The 14078-nt window shown below is 61.7% G+C and carries 21 protein-coding genes; 14 read left to right on the forward strand and 7 right to left on the reverse strand.

The window, feature by feature from the left end:
• Nucleotides 1-10: 10 nt before the first annotated feature.
• Both ACFWXH_RS24790 and ACFWXH_RS24795 read right to left on the reverse strand, forming a co-directional pair.
• On the reverse strand, nucleotides 11-553 hold the full coding sequence (locus tag ACFWXH_RS24790) for a GNAT family N-acetyltransferase (RefSeq protein WP_379123992.1): 543 nt from the start codon (nucleotides 551-553) through the stop codon (nucleotides 11-13).
• Between the two features lie 128 nt (nucleotides 554-681).
• Nucleotides 682-912 carry a YdeI/OmpD-associated family protein gene (locus ACFWXH_RS24795; protein ID WP_379123993.1) on the reverse strand — a complete coding sequence of 77 codons (231 nt, stop codon included), beginning with the start codon at nucleotides 910-912 and terminating at the stop codon, nucleotides 682-684.
• Nucleotides 913-1094: 182 nt separating this feature from the next.
• Between ACFWXH_RS24795 and ACFWXH_RS24800 the strand changes: the two genes are divergently transcribed.
• Nucleotides 1095-1550 (forward strand): DUF2214 family protein, encoded by a 456-nt coding sequence (locus tag ACFWXH_RS24800; RefSeq protein WP_379123994.1) that lies wholly within the window; start codon nucleotides 1095-1097, stop codon nucleotides 1548-1550.
• A 64-nt stretch (nucleotides 1551-1614) separates the two neighbouring features.
• Here ACFWXH_RS24800 and nth read toward each other — a convergent pair whose 3' ends face one another.
• Entirely contained in the window at nucleotides 1615-2415 is an 801-nt protein-coding gene (nth, locus tag ACFWXH_RS24805) for an endonuclease III (RefSeq protein WP_379123995.1), read from the reverse strand.
• A 22-nt stretch (nucleotides 2416-2437) separates the two neighbouring features.
• Between nth and ACFWXH_RS24810 the strand changes: the two genes are divergently transcribed.
• Nucleotides 2438-2932, forward strand: coding sequence for a DUF2244 domain-containing protein (locus tag ACFWXH_RS24810; RefSeq protein WP_379123996.1), 495 nt, complete (start codon nucleotides 2438-2440; stop codon nucleotides 2930-2932).
• A 174-nt stretch (nucleotides 2933-3106) separates the two neighbouring features.
• Nucleotides 3107-4009, forward strand: a complete 903-nt coding sequence (locus ACFWXH_RS24815) for a methylated-DNA--[protein]-cysteine S-methyltransferase (protein WP_379124405.1) — start codon at nucleotides 3107-3109, stop codon at nucleotides 4007-4009.
• A 12-nt stretch (nucleotides 4010-4021) separates the two neighbouring features.
• On the opposite strand, the gene ACFWXH_RS24820 is transcribed toward ACFWXH_RS24815, so the two are convergent.
• Nucleotides 4022-4936: an EamA family transporter gene (locus ACFWXH_RS24820; RefSeq protein ID WP_379123997.1), complete on the reverse strand. Its 915-nt coding sequence runs from the start codon at nucleotides 4934-4936 to the stop codon at nucleotides 4022-4024.
• 240 nt (nucleotides 4937-5176) lie between these two features.
• Between ACFWXH_RS24820 and ACFWXH_RS24825 the strand changes: the two genes are divergently transcribed.
• The 9 genes from ACFWXH_RS24825 (at nucleotide 5177) to ACFWXH_RS24865 (ending at nucleotide 10734) form a co-directional block, all read left to right on the forward strand.
• A complete protein-coding gene (locus ACFWXH_RS24825; protein WP_379123998.1) occupies nucleotides 5177-6085 on the forward strand; it encodes a ribokinase in 909 nt (302 codons plus the stop codon).
• 1 nt (nucleotide 6086) lies between these two features.
• Entirely contained in the window at nucleotides 6087-7559 is a 1473-nt protein-coding gene (locus ACFWXH_RS24830; protein ID WP_379123999.1) for an amidase, read from the forward strand.
• 88 nt (nucleotides 7560-7647) lie between these two features.
• Nucleotides 7648-7971, forward strand: a complete 324-nt coding sequence (locus ACFWXH_RS24835; RefSeq protein ID WP_054309708.1) for a helix-turn-helix transcriptional regulator — start codon at nucleotides 7648-7650, stop codon at nucleotides 7969-7971.
• Nucleotides 7968-8387, forward strand: coding sequence for an SRPBCC domain-containing protein (locus tag ACFWXH_RS24840; RefSeq protein WP_379124000.1), 420 nt, complete (start codon nucleotides 7968-7970; stop codon nucleotides 8385-8387). Before ACFWXH_RS24835 ends, ACFWXH_RS24840 begins: the two co-directional genes overlap by 4 nt.
• A 47-nt stretch (nucleotides 8388-8434) precedes the next feature.
• Nucleotides 8435-8656 (forward strand): hypothetical protein, encoded by a 222-nt coding sequence (locus tag ACFWXH_RS24845; RefSeq protein WP_054309706.1) that lies wholly within the window; start codon nucleotides 8435-8437, stop codon nucleotides 8654-8656.
• Between the two features lie 12 nt (nucleotides 8657-8668).
• The gene (locus tag ACFWXH_RS24850) at nucleotides 8669-9136 is read left to right on the forward strand and encodes a DUF1801 domain-containing protein (protein ID WP_379124001.1); all 468 of its coding nucleotides are present in this window, start codon (nucleotides 8669-8671) and stop codon (nucleotides 9134-9136) included.
• A gap of 64 nt (nucleotides 9137-9200) precedes the next feature.
• Entirely contained in the window at nucleotides 9201-9539 is a 339-nt protein-coding gene (locus ACFWXH_RS24855) for a YciI family protein (protein WP_379124002.1), read from the forward strand.
• Nucleotides 9540-9544: 5 nt separating this feature from the next.
• Nucleotides 9545-9982, forward strand: coding sequence for a DUF1801 domain-containing protein (locus ACFWXH_RS24860; RefSeq protein WP_379124003.1), 438 nt, complete (start codon nucleotides 9545-9547; stop codon nucleotides 9980-9982).
• A 137-nt stretch (nucleotides 9983-10119) separates the two neighbouring features.
• On the forward strand, nucleotides 10120-10734 hold the full coding sequence (locus tag ACFWXH_RS24865; protein WP_054309702.1) for a LysE family translocator: 615 nt from the start codon (nucleotides 10120-10122) through the stop codon (nucleotides 10732-10734).
• 70 nt (nucleotides 10735-10804) lie between these two features.
• On the opposite strand, the gene ACFWXH_RS24870 is transcribed toward ACFWXH_RS24865, so the two are convergent.
• On the reverse strand, nucleotides 10805-11746 hold the full coding sequence (locus tag ACFWXH_RS24870) for a nucleoside hydrolase (protein WP_379124004.1): 942 nt from the start codon (nucleotides 11744-11746) through the stop codon (nucleotides 10805-10807).
• Nucleotides 11747-11874: 128 nt separating this feature from the next.
• Between ACFWXH_RS24870 and ACFWXH_RS24875 the strand changes: the two genes are divergently transcribed.
• Both ACFWXH_RS24875 and ACFWXH_RS24880 read left to right on the forward strand, forming a co-directional pair.
• A complete protein-coding gene (locus tag ACFWXH_RS24875) occupies nucleotides 11875-12300 on the forward strand; it encodes an Hsp20 family protein (protein WP_054309746.1) in 426 nt (141 codons plus the stop codon).
• A gap of 63 nt (nucleotides 12301-12363) precedes the next feature.
• The gene (locus ACFWXH_RS24880; RefSeq protein ID WP_054309700.1) at nucleotides 12364-12621 is read left to right on the forward strand and encodes a DUF1150 family protein; all 258 of its coding nucleotides are present in this window, start codon (nucleotides 12364-12366) and stop codon (nucleotides 12619-12621) included.
• A 171-nt stretch (nucleotides 12622-12792) separates the two neighbouring features.
• Here the strand turns inward: ACFWXH_RS24880 and ptsN are convergent, their stop codons facing one another.
• Together ptsN and hpf are read right to left on the reverse strand one after the other, a co-directional pair.
• Complete coding sequence (ptsN, locus tag ACFWXH_RS24885; RefSeq protein WP_054309699.1) at nucleotides 12793-13257, reverse strand: PTS IIA-like nitrogen regulatory protein PtsN; 465 nt, start codon at nucleotides 13255-13257, stop codon at nucleotides 12793-12795.
• A 58-nt stretch (nucleotides 13258-13315) separates the two neighbouring features.
• Complete coding sequence (hpf, locus tag ACFWXH_RS24890; RefSeq protein WP_054309698.1) at nucleotides 13316-13900, reverse strand: ribosome hibernation-promoting factor, HPF/YfiA family; 585 nt, start codon at nucleotides 13898-13900, stop codon at nucleotides 13316-13318.
• Nucleotides 13901-14078 lie beyond the last annotated feature (178 nt).

Below are 14078 nucleotides of genomic sequence, written 5' to 3' on the forward strand. Positions count from 1 at the left end.
CGGAAACGCTCTAGCTTAACGGGCGCCGCTCGAAAAGGATCGTCGGCTCTCCATGATAGGTCGTGCGGAGCACTTCGACGTAGCCGGCCCTTCCCGCCACTTGCAGCGAGGGCCTGTTTTCAGGATCGATTATGCAGACGGTTCGGGCCGCACCGATGGTCTCGTCGGCCCAGGCAACCATGCGCGCAACCACTTCGCCGGCGATGCCCTTGCCATGGGCTTCCGGGGCCAGCACCCAGCCGGCTTCGGGAATACCTTCCAATGAGGGCTTGATGTCGCGCTTCATGTCGTGGAAACCGGCCTCGCCGATGAAACGTCCGGTCCCCCTGTCTTCGATCGTCCAATACCCATAGCCAATCAGTGACCATAATCCTGCATGGCGCAGGAAGCGCATCCAGCTTTCCTCGCGCGTGCGCGCCTTGCCGCCGATGAAACGGCATACGACGGGATCGGCCCACATCTGCGCATAAGCGTCAAAATCACCCAAAGCGTGGGCGCGAAGGACGGTTCTGTCGGTTTCCAGGGTCGGTGCGGTCCGGATTGCTGTCGTCATGGTTGCCTCTTCATTTCAGCCGCACCTAGCAGGCGGTGCGGTGATGACAAGGGCCAGCGCATACGGCATTCCCGGCCAGAAACCGGCGACGCGACGCGTCAGCCATCGAGGCCGAGCACATTGGCAGCTTAGCCGCGCCAAGCCATGTTCATGTAGACGCCGCCACGCTTCAATTCGTCCAGCATCTGGTTGAGCCGCTTGATCCGCGTCTCCTCGCGCCTGGCCCGCGCAATCCAGCCCAGATAGTCGTTCTTCTGGTAGTCGGGCCTTGCCGCGTATGCAGGACCCAGCCCATTCCGGTCGAGAGCCGCCCGAATATCGTCGGGCATGGGATTGATGGCACGCTTCAACTTCGTCATCCGGTGACGTTAGAGCGCCACGTCCGGAAGTGCAAAGGACGTTCCAACACTTTAAATCTGCGCATCGTGCTTCCGAAATCGGTTCCGATTCCGGGCCGATACTCTAGCTAGCACCTGACGACCCGCTGGGCATTTCCCCGCCGAGGTCGTATGAAACACACCATCGCGAGGAGGGAATGCAGATGGAAACCACCGATCTCGTACTGACCATTCTACACCATCTGCTTGCTTTCTCACTGGCCGGCATAATCGCGGCCGAGTTCGTGCTGATACGCAACGAGTTGACGCCCGGCACATTGCGACGCCTCGCGCGCGTCGACCGCCATTACGGCCTGCTTGCGGTGCTGATCATCCTTGTCGGCATCGGCCGCGTGTTCCACGGCCTGAAGGGCTGGGAATTCTATGTCTACAATTGGGTGTTCTGGGCGAAGATGGTGACTTTCGCCGCGGTCGGCCTGCTCTCCATCGTTCCAACCATCCGCTTCATTGCCTGGAACCGGCAGGCGGTCTCGAACAGTGCATTCCAGGTGCCAGGTCACGAACTCGCTTCGGTGCGCCGTTATGTCTGGCTGGAAGCATTGCTTTTCCTGGCTATCCCGGCTTTCGCCGCCGCCATGGCCCGTGGCTACGGCCTCTGAGGCTGGCCGGCCTGGAGCGTTTCCGTTTCGCGGAAACGCCCTAACTCTTTGTTTTTGCGTAATTCTAAAGCACTTCACCGGCCGGTTCGAGCGGCGCCAGTTCGACCAGCGGTGCCGGAATGGCATTTGTCTTTTCGGCAGCCTTGCAGATGTCGGCGATGATACAGGCCTGGCAGTCGGGTTTGCGCGCCTTGCAGACATAGCGGCCGTGCAGGATCAGCCAGTGGTGCGCATGCCGCATGTATTCATCTGGAATGATGCGGATGAGCCCTTCCTCGACCTGCTCCGGCGTTTTGCCGGGCGCAAGGCCGAGGCGATTGCCGATCCGCAGAATATGCGTGTCCACGGCCATCGTATGCTGGCCGAAAGCCATGTTGAGCACGACATTCGCAGTCTTGCGGCCGACGCCGGGAAGCTTGACAAGTTCGTCGCGGCTTTCGGGTACTTCGCCACCATAGTGCGCAATCAGGGCTTTTGAGAGCAAAATGACGTTCTTGGCCTTGTTGCGCCACAAGCCGATGGTGCGGATGTATTCGCCTACCTTCGCCTCGCCCAGCGCCAGCATCTTCTCCGGTGTGTCGGCTATCTTGAACAACGCGCGGGTCGCCTTGTTCACACCCGCATCGGTCGCCTGCGCCGACAGCACCACCGCCACCAGAAGCGTGAAGGCGTTCACATGTTCGAGCTCGCCCTTTGGCTCGGGCCGCTGTATGGCAAAACGGCGGAAGATCTCATGCACTTCAGCCGGCGTATAAGCCGATTTCCCGCGTGAAGATTTCTTCGCAGGCGCTCGCGCCGTTCCGTTGCGCTTGGGCGCAGGACGATTTTCCGAACTGCGACGATCTTTGAGCTTGGGGACTGCCATGTGCTTCCTATAATATCAGGTCATGAGCGATACAAATGCCCCTTTCGCTGCTGACGAGCCGATCTTTCAGGCTTTGCTCATGCCGCATCGCTCGCTTGGCCGCTTGGGCTTCATGATCCTGATCGGTGCGCTTCTGTTTTGCTGGGCTGTGACGGGCGTGGTTTTCCTGGCCAACGGTGCCTGGCCGATCTTCGGCTTCTTTGGCCTCGACGTGCTGGCAATCTATGTCGCCTTCCGCCTCAACTACCGTGCTGCGCGCGCCCGCGAAGAGGTTTCCGTATCGCGCACGGCGCTCGATATCCGCAAAACCGCTCCGTCAGGCAAGACGGAGGAACACCGCTTCAACCCATTCTGGTCGCGCTTCTCGGTGGCACGCCACACCGAGATCGGCATCACCGCCATGGCGGTCGAGTCGCGGGGTCAGAGCGTGCCGATCGGCGGCTTCCTGAACCCCGATGACCGCGAGAGTTTCGCCACGGCCTTCACCCGCGCGCTCGCCACCGTCAAGGCGCGCTGACCTTCGCAGGAAACGGGTGGAGACTGGCTCCGGAAGCCCCGATATTCGCGTTCAAGAGCACGATCCCGGAAAATTGCAGACTCTCCGGACAGGATCATGCGACGAAACAACAAGAAGGAGCAGCATGCAATGCATTCTGCTCCGGGAGAAATTGCCATGAACGCTCATCTCGCTATGAATACCAGGATGCCGATGAAGATCGCCCCGACACTCGAGAAGGACATCACGCCGGACGGCAGCGACTATGAGGTCGTGCGCCGCGCCATCGAGAAGATCAGCCTGGACTATCGCGATCAGCCCTCGCTGGAGGCGCTGGCTGAGGAGGTCGGCGAAACGCCCACCGGCTTGCAGAAACTGTTTACCCGCTGGGCCGGACTGTCGCCGAAAGCCTTCCTGCAAGCCGTGACGCTCGACCATGCGCGCAGGCTGCTCGATTCCGGCATGCCGCTGCTGGAAGCCTCCCTCGAAGTCGGCATGTCCGGCCCCGGCCGCCTGCACGACCTGTTCGTGACACACGAAGCGATGTCGCCGGGCGATTACAAGACCCGCGGCGAGGGATTGATCATCCGCTACGGCTACCACATTTCGCCTTTCGGCGTCGCGCTGATCATGGTTACCGATCGTGGCCTGGCCGGCCTCGCCTTCAATGATGCCGGCAGTGAGCAGGCTGCCTTCAGGGACATGTCGAGCCGTTGGCCGAATGCCACCTATGTCGAAGACATCAGCGCCACGGCTCCCTATGCCGCGCGTATCTTCGACCCCGCCCACTGGCGTTCCGACCAGCCGCTGCGCGTGGTGATGATCGGCTCGGATTTCCAGATCCGCGTCTGGGAAGCATTGCTGCGTATCCCGATGGGCAAGGCCTGCACCTATTCGGCGATCGCCGCGGAGATCGGCCAGCCGACGGCGAGCCGCGCGGTCGGTGCCGCGGTCGGCGCCAACCCGCTGTCCTTCGTGGTGCCTTGCCACCGCGCGCTCGGCAAGTCCGGTGCACTCACCGGCTACCACTGGGGCCTGACCCGCAAGCGCGCTATTCTGGGTTGGGAAGCGGGCCAGCTCTCGGTCGGCGCGGCGTGACGCTGCGCAGCTTCAAGGTGTTGGAGTATCCTTTGCGCGTCCGAATGGACGCGCAGCGCTCTTAAGTCTCGCCCCGAACAGGTTGATGCACAGGCCCGCGATGACAAGGGCGGAGGCGGCAAGCTTCCAGCCCTGCAGCGGTTCGCCGAGCAGCACGGCGGAGCCGAGGAAGCCGAACACCGGCACCAGCAGCGTGAACGGTGCAACGGTCGACACCGGGTAGTGTGCAAACAGGCTCGCCCAGACAGCGAAGCCGAGCAGCGTCGACAGGTAGACGATATAGGCGATCGAGCCGACCGACACCCAGTCGAGATTGGTAAAGCTGGATATCAGGTGATCCGGGTCGAGCAACAGCGCCACCACCAGTAGGATCGGCAACGCAAAGAGGCTACCCCAGACCACCAGCCCCAGAACGTTGGGAGTGGCGGCAAGCTGAGAAATCCGTTTCGAAACGATATTGCCGGCGCCCCAGGAGGCGGCTGCCGCGACAAGCAGAACGAGGCCGACAATCGTCACGTCGCCGCCGACATTCAACGCAACCACACCGACACCGCCGAAGGCAAGCAGAGCGCCGGCCAGTTGCCATACCGTCGGCCGTTCGCCGAGCATGATCACGGAGAGGCCAATGGTGAAGAACACCTGCAATTGCAGGATGAGCGAAGACAGGCCTGCGCTCATGCCGAGCTTCATGCCCGTAAACAGGAAGCCGAACTGCATGGCGAAGATCAAAAGACCGTAAAGCGCGATCAGCCGCAACGGCACCCTGGGGCGCGGAATGAAGAACACCCACGGGAAGGCCGCGAGAGCGAAACGTGCCACGCCCAGCGCCAATGGCGAGACCTGTCTCAGGCCCAGCTTGATGATGGCGAAATTGACACCCCAGATGAAAACGATGCCGAGGGCCAGCAGGAGATGACGCAGCCGCATGGTTCAGTTTTCCTGATGAATTCATTTAAATAATTGAATTTATTATTTTATTTTACCCACACGAAAACAGTTTCGCAAGCTGGCGCACCTGTCGGCCGGATCACAATTCATCTGTCGGGAATTACGCAGGGGAAGGACGCCCGGCCTACCGGCAAAGCAGTTTCCTTCGAGGCAGAGAACCGCTAGGGTCCGCGCCGAAATAAGCCCAGAACAATCCAGAACAATCTCGAGGGGCCTGCCTTGATCGTCACCATTGGTTCCATCAATCTCGATCTGATCGCCACGGTCGAGCGTCTCCCGGGTCCCGGCGAGACGGTCCCAGGAACCTCCTTCACCACGGCCCCCGGCGGCAAGGGCGCCAACCAGGCGCTGGCAGCCGCGCGCGCCGGTGCCAAGGTGCGCATGGTGGGTGCAGTCGGCAAGGATGGCTTCGCCGGTGAAGCGCTGGCACTGCTCGATCAGGGCAAGGTCGATCTTTCGGCGGTCGCCAAAACGCACAGCTCCACCGGCACCGCCCATATTCTGGTTGGCGGTGACGGCGAGAACATGATCGCGGTCGTGGCCGGTGCCAATGACGCCGTGCTGGCCGGCGACGTCGCGAAGGCTGCACTCAAGAAAGGCGATGTCGTATTGCTGCAGCACGAAATCCCGTTGAAGACAGTGGAGGCCGCCCTCGATGCAGCGCGCAAGGCTGGCGCAATCACTGTACTCAACACCGCACCGGCCCGCATCGAGGCCGCCAAGCTGCTCGACAAGGCCGACTACGTCGTGGCCAACGAGACCGAGTTCGACCTTTATTGCGAACCGCTGGCATTGACCGGAACGGATCGTACCGAGCGCATGCGTGCCTTTGCGAAAAAGAGCGGACGAACCATCGTCGTCACCCTCGGCGGGGAAGGTGTTCTGGCCGCGACCGGCGACGAATTCCTGAAAGTGCCGGCCCTCAAGATCGTTCCGGTGGATACGGTGGGCGCCGGCGATACATTCTGCGGCTACCTGGCAGCCGGACTGGAATCCGGCCTCCCGCTGAAGGCAGCGCTCGCGCGCGCTGCCGCAGCCGGCTCGCTCGCTTGCCTGAAGCCCGGCGCCCAGCCGGCGATCCCGCTAGCCGCCGAAGTCGAGGCCGCTCTCAGCTCGGACAGCCACTGACATGACCGACACGCGCCCCGCAAGCCGGCACGCCATTCCACCGGCCGGCGACGTCTGTGGCCTCAATGCAGTCGATCTCGCCACGGCGATCCGCGAGCGCCGGCTTTCCGTACGCCAAGTCATGATCGCCTTCCTGGATCGCATCGAAGCGCTCAACCCAAAGGTCAATGCCATCGTCTCACTGCGCGATCGCGCCGATCTCCTGGTCGAGGCGGATGTTGCGGATGCCCATCTCGCCAGTGGAGGCACAACGGGCAGCCTGTTCGGTCTGCCGATCGCAATCAAGGATCTCGCCCAGACCAGAGGCCTCAAGACCACGTTCGGCTCGCCGATCTTTGCCGATCTCGTGCCAGAGGCAGATGAGTATTTCGTCGAGCGTATGCGCAAGGCGGGCGCCATCGTCATCGGCAAGACCAACGTGCCGGAGTTCGGTCTCGGTTCCAACACCTACAACCCTGTCTTCGGACCGACGCTCAACGCCTTCGACCCTGCCTGGACGGCTGGCGGGTCCAGCGGCGGCGCGGCCGTCGCCCTGGCGCTGGACCTCGTGCCCTTGGCCGACGGCAGCGATTTCGGCGGTTCGCTGCGCAACCCCGGCGCCTACAACAACGTCTTTGGCTTCCGCCCGTCCCAGGGACTGGTGCCGGGCGGTCCCGGTTTCGAGGTCTTCCACGCGCAGATGGGTGTGGAAGGGCCGATGGGCCGCAGCGTGCGCGATATGGCACTCCTGCTCGACGTGCAGGCTGGCTACCATCCGCATGCACCGCTGTCGCACGATCCGCATGGGTCGTTCCTGAAAGGGATCGATGAAGGGCCAGCGACCGGCGGCAGAATCGGCTGGCTGGCCGATCTCGGCGGCCATCTGCCCATGGAGGATGGCATCCTCGATCTTTGCGAGACAGCACTCCAGCGGCTCGCCGTCATCGGCTTCGAGGTCGAGCCCCTGCTGCCGAGCGTCGATTTCGAAGCCCTATGGCAGGCTTTCGTGACGTTGCGGCAATCTTCCAGCGGTTGCGGGTTGAAGCTGCTCTACGACGATCCGTCAAAGCGAGCGCTTTTGAAGCCGGAGGCGATTTGGGAAGTGGAAGGAGCTGCCCGGCTCACCGCGCCACAGATCCACGCCGCCGCGATGCAGCGCACCGCCTGGCACCGTACGCTGCTGACGCTGTTCGAGCGCTACGACCTATTGGCACTGCCAACGGCGCAGGTGTTTCCTTTCAATGTCTCGACGCATTGGCCACACCAGGTCGCAGGCCGTGCCATGGACAGCTATCATCACTGGATGCAGGTCACAGCCTTCGCGACCCTCGGCGGTTGCCCGGCCGTGAATGTGCCGGCAGGATTCGACGCCAAAGGCAGACCGATGGGCATGCAATTGATTGGTAGACCGCGCGGTGACCTTGCCGTGCTGCGCGCCGCCGCTGCCTATGAAGCCGTCCTGCCCTGGAAGGTCGGGGCCTCGCCCCAGAACTAGTCGTTTCGCTATCCTCTCAATTCACGCTTGACTAATCCATAGCCGGTCAGTTATACGTCAATTCATAGCCAACGGGTTATCGATTTCGATGACGGACGCGCACGACCAGCTGTTCAAAACGCTTGCCGACCCGACCCGTCGGGCGATTTTCGAACGGCTCTGCCGCGGTGGGGAACAGACGGTCGGCACGCTGACAACGCATGCCGGCGTCTCGCAGCCGGCTGTGTCGAAACATCTGGGCGTCCTGAAACAGGCTGGCCTGGTACGCGATCGTCACGAGGGCCGCCAGACGCATTACAGCGCGCAACTTGGTGCGCTGGCCCCACTGGTAGACTGGACAAAGGAGATGGCAGGCTTCTGGGAAAGTCGTTTCGACGATCTCGAAGACCTGCTGAAAAGGATGGATCAATGAGCGAAACACGCACCGTCATTGTTGAACGGGAAATCCCGTTTCCTCCTGAAAAGCTGTGGCGCGCGCTGACCCAACCGCACCTGATCGAGGAGTGGCTGATGAAGAACGACTTCAAACCCGCCGTCGGCCACCGCTTCAATCTGCGCGGCGAATGGGGCGGCGTTCTGGACTGCGAAGTGCTCGCCTTGGAGCCGAACAAGACACTCTCCTACCGCTGGGACTTCGCCCATGACGACCCGGCCTACGGGTTGAAAAGCGTGGTCACATTCACGCTGACGGCCACGCCTGCGGGAACGCATCTGCGCATGGAACAATCCGGTTTCCGGCCGGATCAGAAGCAGGCCTTTGGCGGCGCCAAGGCAGGCTGGCAACAGTTCTTCACAAATCTCGAGCAGCTCCTGGCGAAGGACGATTAGGTCCATAGCCGGGCAAGCCGCTTTGCTTCACTTGGAATGAGAGAACCATGACCTGGAACAAATGGATACGGCAGTTCCATCGTTGGCTGTCGATCATCTTCACCGCCACCGTCGCAGCCAATTTCATCGCCATGGCAATGGGGCAGCCACCGGCCTGGATCGTCTACTCGCCATTGCTCCCGCTCTTTCTGCTACTGTTCAGCGGGCTTTACATGTTCGTTCTGCCCTACGCCACGAAGGGACGCGATAGCCAGCCAACCAGCGGATAGGATCGACAAGCGATGCCGCAAGGGAAAACTAAAGCGACCAAGACCGCCAAGCAAACGGCCAGGACCAAGCCGGAGCAGCTCGTTTTGCTCTCCGGCGGCAACCCCCAGATTCCGAAGGGTTATGGCGACGCCCCGGTGCAGGCCTATATCGCGGCGATGCCGGGCTGGAAGAGCGACGTCGGCCGCCGCCTCGACGCCATCATCGAAAACGCCGTGCCCGGTGTACGCAAGGCCGTGAAATGGAATTCGCCGTTCTACGGCGTTGCCGACGAAGGCATGGGCTGGTTCCTCGGCATCCATGTCTTCACCAGATATGTGAAGGTGTCGTTCTTCCGCGGCGCGGCGCTGAACCCGGCCCCGCCGGGCACCTCCAAGCACAAAGACGTGCGCTACTACGATATCCACGAAGACAAGCTCGACGAAAAGCAATTCGCCGATTGGGTAAGGCAGGCCAGCCAGTTGCCGGGCGAAAAGATGTGACGCGCCGAAGTTCCGTGCGCGCTTGGCTCCCACTGCAGAAGAACGATGCGATCAAGGAGAAACAATGCTCTTTCTGGTGCTGATCTATCACCACGACGCGAAAATGGCGGCGGCAACAGCCGCCGAGCACGAGGCCCTGGGCCGAGACTATGGCGCGTTCAACAAATTCCTTGCCGAAAGCGGCGCCTTGCGTGGAACCGCCACATGGCCTGCCGGCGTCGCGACGATCCGCTCGCCGGGCGGCGAAGCGCTTGTCACGGAAGGCCCCTACAGTGAGGCCAAGGACAAGGTGGCGGGTTTCTTTCTCATCGAAGTCGAGAATATGGACGCCGCGATCGGATTCGCCAAACGTGTGCCCGGCGCGCAATATGGCGGCGTCGAAATCCGGCCTGTGCAGGTGTAACAATCATGACGAAGAACACGATCGACACTGAAAGTGTCCCTGCCTCCGAGCTCATCGACCAGACCATCAAGGCCCTGGGCGATTGGCGTGGCGAAACGCTCGCCCGGCTCCGCGCCCTCATCAAGCAGGCAGATCCCGATGTTGTCGAAGAGGTGAAGTGGCGAAAGCCCTCCAATGCGATGCTGGGGGTTCCGGTGTGGGAGCATGACGGCATGATCTGCACCGGTGAGACCTATAAAGCCGCCGTGAAGCTGACCTTTGCCAAGGGTGCTTCGGTGGAGGATCCTTCCGGCCTTTTCAATTCGAGCCTCGACGGCAACACAAGGCGCGCCATCGACTTTCAGAAGGACGACGCGATCAACGAGGAAGCATTCAAGGCGCTTGTCCGTACTGCGGTGGCTTTGAACACCTCACAGGTCGGAAAGAAGCCAAAGAAGGCCTGAGGCCGCGAGGCTTCCTGAAAGACGGCTGAGGCCCTCATCCGGGATCTCTGACAACACACCCTCCCTTGCGCGCCCCGGGGCGGCGTGCATTGATCCCGATGCCGGCTGATGCCGGCATTCGAATTGGGAGATCATCCATGTCGCCGTCGCTTTACGCCGCCTATGTCGTGGCCTGCATCGTCATCGTCCTTGTGCCGGGACCGACAGTGACATTGATCATCGCCAATTCGATCCGCCATGGCACGCGCGCCGGGCTGGCCAACGTGGTGGGCACGCAGATCGGTCTCGCGGTTACCATCGGCGTCGTCGCCATCGGCCTGACCTCGCTGATTGCCGGCATGGGTCACTGGTTCGAATGGGTACGCCTCCTCGGCGCCGCCTATCTCATCTGGATGGGCATCCAGATGTTCCGCAACAAGGGCAGCCTGAATCCGGATGGTTCGGTCAGGAAGCCGCGCGGCGGCTTCGTACTGCAGGGCGTTCTGGTCGCCATCAGCAATCCCAAGACGCTGGTGTTCTTCGGCGCCTTCTTCCCGCAATTCATCGACCCGAGCGGCAATTTTTCATTGCAGATGACGGTGATGGGCCTCACAGCCCTCGCCTTCGCCGCCGTCTCCGACAGCTGCTACGCGCTTGCCGCCGGCCGCGCTGGGCGCCTGCTCTCGGCGCATCGCATTCGGCTCCTGTCGAAGATCAGTGGCGGCTTTCTCGTCGGTGGCGGCCTTTGGCTGGCTTTCTCGCGGGCGAAATAAACAACGCTTCCCCGTCTTCGCAGAGAGAGGGGGGATCTGGCCCCCTCTCCCGTAAACGAGGAGGGAACTCTCAGAGCCGCCCCAGCCTTTCCGTCAGCAGCGCAAAGAAACCGTCTGAATCGATGTCGCGCATGACGGTGGCGTTCTTCGGCCGGTCGGTCACCCCCCACCAGTCGATCACGGTCATGCCCATGGTGAGATCCGACGCGGTTTCGACGCTGACGTTGCAGTGACGGCCCTTGAACAGGTCCGGCTTCAGCAGATAGGCAATGACACAAGGATCGTGCAGCGGCCCGCCGTCGGTGCCGTACTTTTCCTCGTCGAAACGCTCGAAGAAATCGAGCAGCGCGGCGGTTGCGTCGCCCACCTTCGAACCCATCGCGCGGAACGCCTCGACCCGCTTGGCCGTCGTCAGCGCCTTGTGCGTCACGTCGAGCGGCATGACCACGATCGGCACCCCGGAGTGGAAGACCACGTCGGCCGCGTGCGGATCGACATAGATGTTGAACTCGGCCGCGGGCGTGACGTTGCCACCCTCGAAGAAACCACCGCCCATCAATACGATTTCCTTGATGCGCGTGGCGATCCTGGGCTCGCGAACCAGGGCCAGCGCGATATTGGTGAGCGGCCCGAGCGGGCACAGGGTCACCGAACCCGGCTCCTCGCGCATCAGTGTCTCGACGATGAAATCGACGGCATGCTGCTCTTGCAGCTTCATCGTCGGCTCCGGCAAATCAGGACCGTCGAGGCCGGTCTTGCCGTGCACATGCTCGGCGGTGACCAATTGCCGTACCAATGGCCGGATGGCGCCCGAATACACCTTGATATCGCGGCGGCCAGCCAGTTCGCAGATCTTGAGGGCATTCTTTTCAGTAAGCCTCAGCGGCACGTTGCCGGCGACTGCGGTGATGCCGATCACATCCAGCTCGGGACTCGCCAGCGCCAGCAATATGGCTACGGCATCGTCCTGGCCGGGATCGGTGTCGATGATGATCTTGCGTTTATCCGGCATTTTGTGTCCTTGGTTGGCGGGCCTTTGATGGCTTGAACTCGCCCGCGCGGCGGACCATATCAATGAAGACCGGGAAAATGCCAGTCGGGTTTTTCCGGTTCATGTCGCTCTTGGAGGACAACGGTACGATGAGTCGAATGACGCCCTTTTCCAGCCCGCTTCTTCTGGGCTTCGATGCAATGGAAAAGACGCTGGAGCGCCTGGCGAAATCCGGTGACAGCTATCCGCCCTACAACATCGAACGGCTGCGCGGCAGCGAAGGCGACGCCGAGAGGCTGCGTATCACGCTGGCGGTCGCCGGCTTCGCGGAAGACGATCTGGACGTAACCACGGAAGAGAATCAGCTGGTGGTGCGTGGACGCCAGAACGACGACACGGAACGCGAATATCTTCACCGCGGCATCGCGGCCCGCCAATTCCAGCGCTGCTTCGTACTGGCCGACGGGATGCGGGTGCTGGCGGCGGAGTTGAAGAACGGTCTTCTGTCGATCGACCTCGACCGGCCGGAAGCCGAAAGGCTGGTACGAAAAATAAACATATCGGTGAAAGACTAACTTTGCCGATGGCTCTTACGCGCGGCGGCCCTGGACAGGCGCCTCGCCGAAAGGAGGCTTAAAATGCCCAGAACTATCGAAAGACTGACCATGACCAACAGCGAACTCGCCCATCTCGGCGAAGGCTCGGTCGCCTATCTCAGAAAAGTGTCGAGCGATGATCTGCGCGGCCGCTTCCCCGGCCTCGAGGAAATCCAGCCCGGCATGGAACTGTGGGCGCTGTTTGCCGCAAATGGTCAACCGATCCTGCTGTCGGATGCCCGCGACCGTGCCCTTGCCGGCGCGATGGAGAACGACCTGACCACCGTCGCTATCCACTGACGGCGGCCATCTGACTGGAATGAGAAAGGGCGGCATCCGCCGCCTTTAGAGCGTTCCGTCTTTCACGGAAACGCGGCAACGCTCTAACTTTTTGTTTTACGCAATTCCGGACGTAAAACCGTTACACGCTTTTCCTGGAATTGCTCGTGTAGATCTCAATTTTCCGAGACCTTAGGCCGCGTGCGAAGCCGGTGCCTGCGAAAGCAGCGCCAGGATGGCATTGGCATCGCGCGTGCCACGGATCTTTGCGACCGTGTCGCTGTCGCGCAGCAGGCGCGCTATGCGCGACAGCGCCTTGAGGTGGTCTGCGCCCGCGCCTTCAGGCGCCAGCAGCAGGAACACCAGGTCGACGGGTTGATCGTCGAGCGATTCGAAATCAACGGGCGTCTCCAGGCGCGCAAACACGCCGGCGATACGCTTAACCCCTGGCAGCTTGCCGTGCGGAATGGCGATGCCGTTGCCGACGCCGGTGGAGCCCAGCCGCTCGCGCTGCAGGATGATGTCGAAAACCTCGCGCTCCGGAATGCCGGAGATCGTGGCGGCACGCTCGGCAAGCAGCTGCAAAAGCTGCTTCTTTGAGTTCGCCTTCAACGCCGGCATGATCGCCGAGACGTCGATCAGATCACTCAGATCCATGCTGAAAATCCTTTTTCGCCCACCACCCCTGACCGCGTCGAAACGCAGCCGGAGGTCGTTATCCCTGTGCGACCTTTGTGGTCGAAGGGTCAATCCAGCCAATGTTTCCGTCCGGCCGGCGGTAGACGATGTTGAGATGATCGTTTCCGGCATTGCGGAAAACGAAGACAGGACTGTCCTTGGTGTCCAGTTCGATCACAGCTGAGGCGACCGACATGGTCTTCAGCACCATGGTCGATTCCGCGACGATGGCGGGGGCATAATTATCCGGGATTTCCTCGTCGTCATCGGCGAGCGGCGCCATCACCGTGTAGGCGATGTCGGTGGCCGCACCGTTGCCGGCGCCCGAGGCATGCGATTTCAGGCGGCGCTTGTAGCGGCGCAGGCGGGTCTCCAGCCGGTCCGCCGCCGCCTCGAAGGCTGCCGTCGGCTCCTGGGCATCGCCGGTCGCTTGCAGCGCGATACCGGAATCGAGACGGATCATGCAATCAGCGGTGTAACGCGAACCAGCTTTCACAACCGTCACATGTCCAGCAAAGCCGCGGTCGAAATATTTCCCGATGGCTTCCCCGATCCGATCGGTGATGCGCGTACGAAACGCATCGCCGATGTCCATGTGTTTTCCCGAAATGCGCAGCGTCATTTGAAAACTGACCTTTCCTGCTCAGGCTTCACACTGTCTGGAGTTTATACCTGTGGTCCGCGCAGACAAGCTTCGCGGTACCTTCCACGCCCGATTTTGTAACCGAACCTTGTCGCTGGCCTTCGACCGTTCCTTGACCGCCCCCAGGTCAACTTCACGACGGACCGACCACTTTCGG

Source organism: Mesorhizobium sp. NPDC059054, assembly GCF_042739215.1.
Lineage (GTDB): Bacteria > Pseudomonadota > Alphaproteobacteria > Rhizobiales > Rhizobiaceae > Mesorhizobium.

Bases quoted from the DNA above. Each gene is read 5' to 3' on its own strand.
- ACFWXH_RS24835 (WP_054309708.1), top strand. From the start codon at position 7,648: ATGACGGACGCGCACGACCAGCTGTTCAAAACGCTTGCCGACCCGACC.
- ACFWXH_RS24795 (WP_379123993.1), bottom strand. From the start codon at position 912: ATGACGAAGTTGAAGCGTGCCATCAATCCCATGCCCGACGATATTCGG.
- ACFWXH_RS24855 (WP_379124002.1), top strand. From the start codon at position 9,201: ATGCTCTTTCTGGTGCTGATCTATCACCACGACGCGAAAATGGCGGCG.
- ACFWXH_RS24790 (WP_379123992.1), bottom strand. From the start codon at position 553: ATGACGACAGCAATCCGGACCGCACCGACCCTGGAAACCGACAGAACC.
- ACFWXH_RS24830 (WP_379123999.1), top strand. From the start codon at position 6,087: ATGACCGACACGCGCCCCGCAAGCCGGCACGCCATTCCACCGGCCGGC.
- ptsN (WP_054309699.1), bottom strand. From the start codon at position 13,257: ATGGATCTGAGTGATCTGATCGACGTCTCGGCGATCATGCCGGCGTTG.
- hpf (WP_054309698.1), bottom strand. From the start codon at position 13,900: ATGACGCTGCGCATTTCGGGAAAACACATGGACATCGGCGATGCGTTT.
- ACFWXH_RS24880 (WP_054309700.1), top strand. From the start codon at position 12,364: ATGCCCAGAACTATCGAAAGACTGACCATGACCAACAGCGAACTCGCC.
- ACFWXH_RS24815 (WP_379124405.1), top strand. From the start codon at position 3,107: ATGAATACCAGGATGCCGATGAAGATCGCCCCGACACTCGAGAAGGAC.
- ACFWXH_RS24800 (WP_379123994.1), top strand. From the start codon at position 1,095: ATGGAAACCACCGATCTCGTACTGACCATTCTACACCATCTGCTTGCT.
- ACFWXH_RS24840 (WP_379124000.1), top strand. From the start codon at position 7,968: ATGAGCGAAACACGCACCGTCATTGTTGAACGGGAAATCCCGTTTCCT.
- ACFWXH_RS24820 (WP_379123997.1), bottom strand. From the start codon at position 4,936: ATGCGGCTGCGTCATCTCCTGCTGGCCCTCGGCATCGTTTTCATCTGG.
- ACFWXH_RS24845 (WP_054309706.1), top strand. From the start codon at position 8,435: ATGACCTGGAACAAATGGATACGGCAGTTCCATCGTTGGCTGTCGATC.
- ACFWXH_RS24860 (WP_379124003.1), top strand. From the start codon at position 9,545: ATGACGAAGAACACGATCGACACTGAAAGTGTCCCTGCCTCCGAGCTC.
- ACFWXH_RS24875 (WP_054309746.1), top strand. From the start codon at position 11,875: ATGAGTCGAATGACGCCCTTTTCCAGCCCGCTTCTTCTGGGCTTCGAT.
- ACFWXH_RS24850 (WP_379124001.1), top strand. From the start codon at position 8,669: ATGCCGCAAGGGAAAACTAAAGCGACCAAGACCGCCAAGCAAACGGCC.
- ACFWXH_RS24870 (WP_379124004.1), bottom strand. From the start codon at position 11,746: ATGCCGGATAAACGCAAGATCATCATCGACACCGATCCCGGCCAGGAC.
- ACFWXH_RS24810 (WP_379123996.1), top strand. From the start codon at position 2,438: ATGAGCGATACAAATGCCCCTTTCGCTGCTGACGAGCCGATCTTTCAG.
- ACFWXH_RS24865 (WP_054309702.1), top strand. From the start codon at position 10,120: ATGTCGCCGTCGCTTTACGCCGCCTATGTCGTGGCCTGCATCGTCATC.
- nth (WP_379123995.1), bottom strand. From the start codon at position 2,415: ATGGCAGTCCCCAAGCTCAAAGATCGTCGCAGTTCGGAAAATCGTCCT.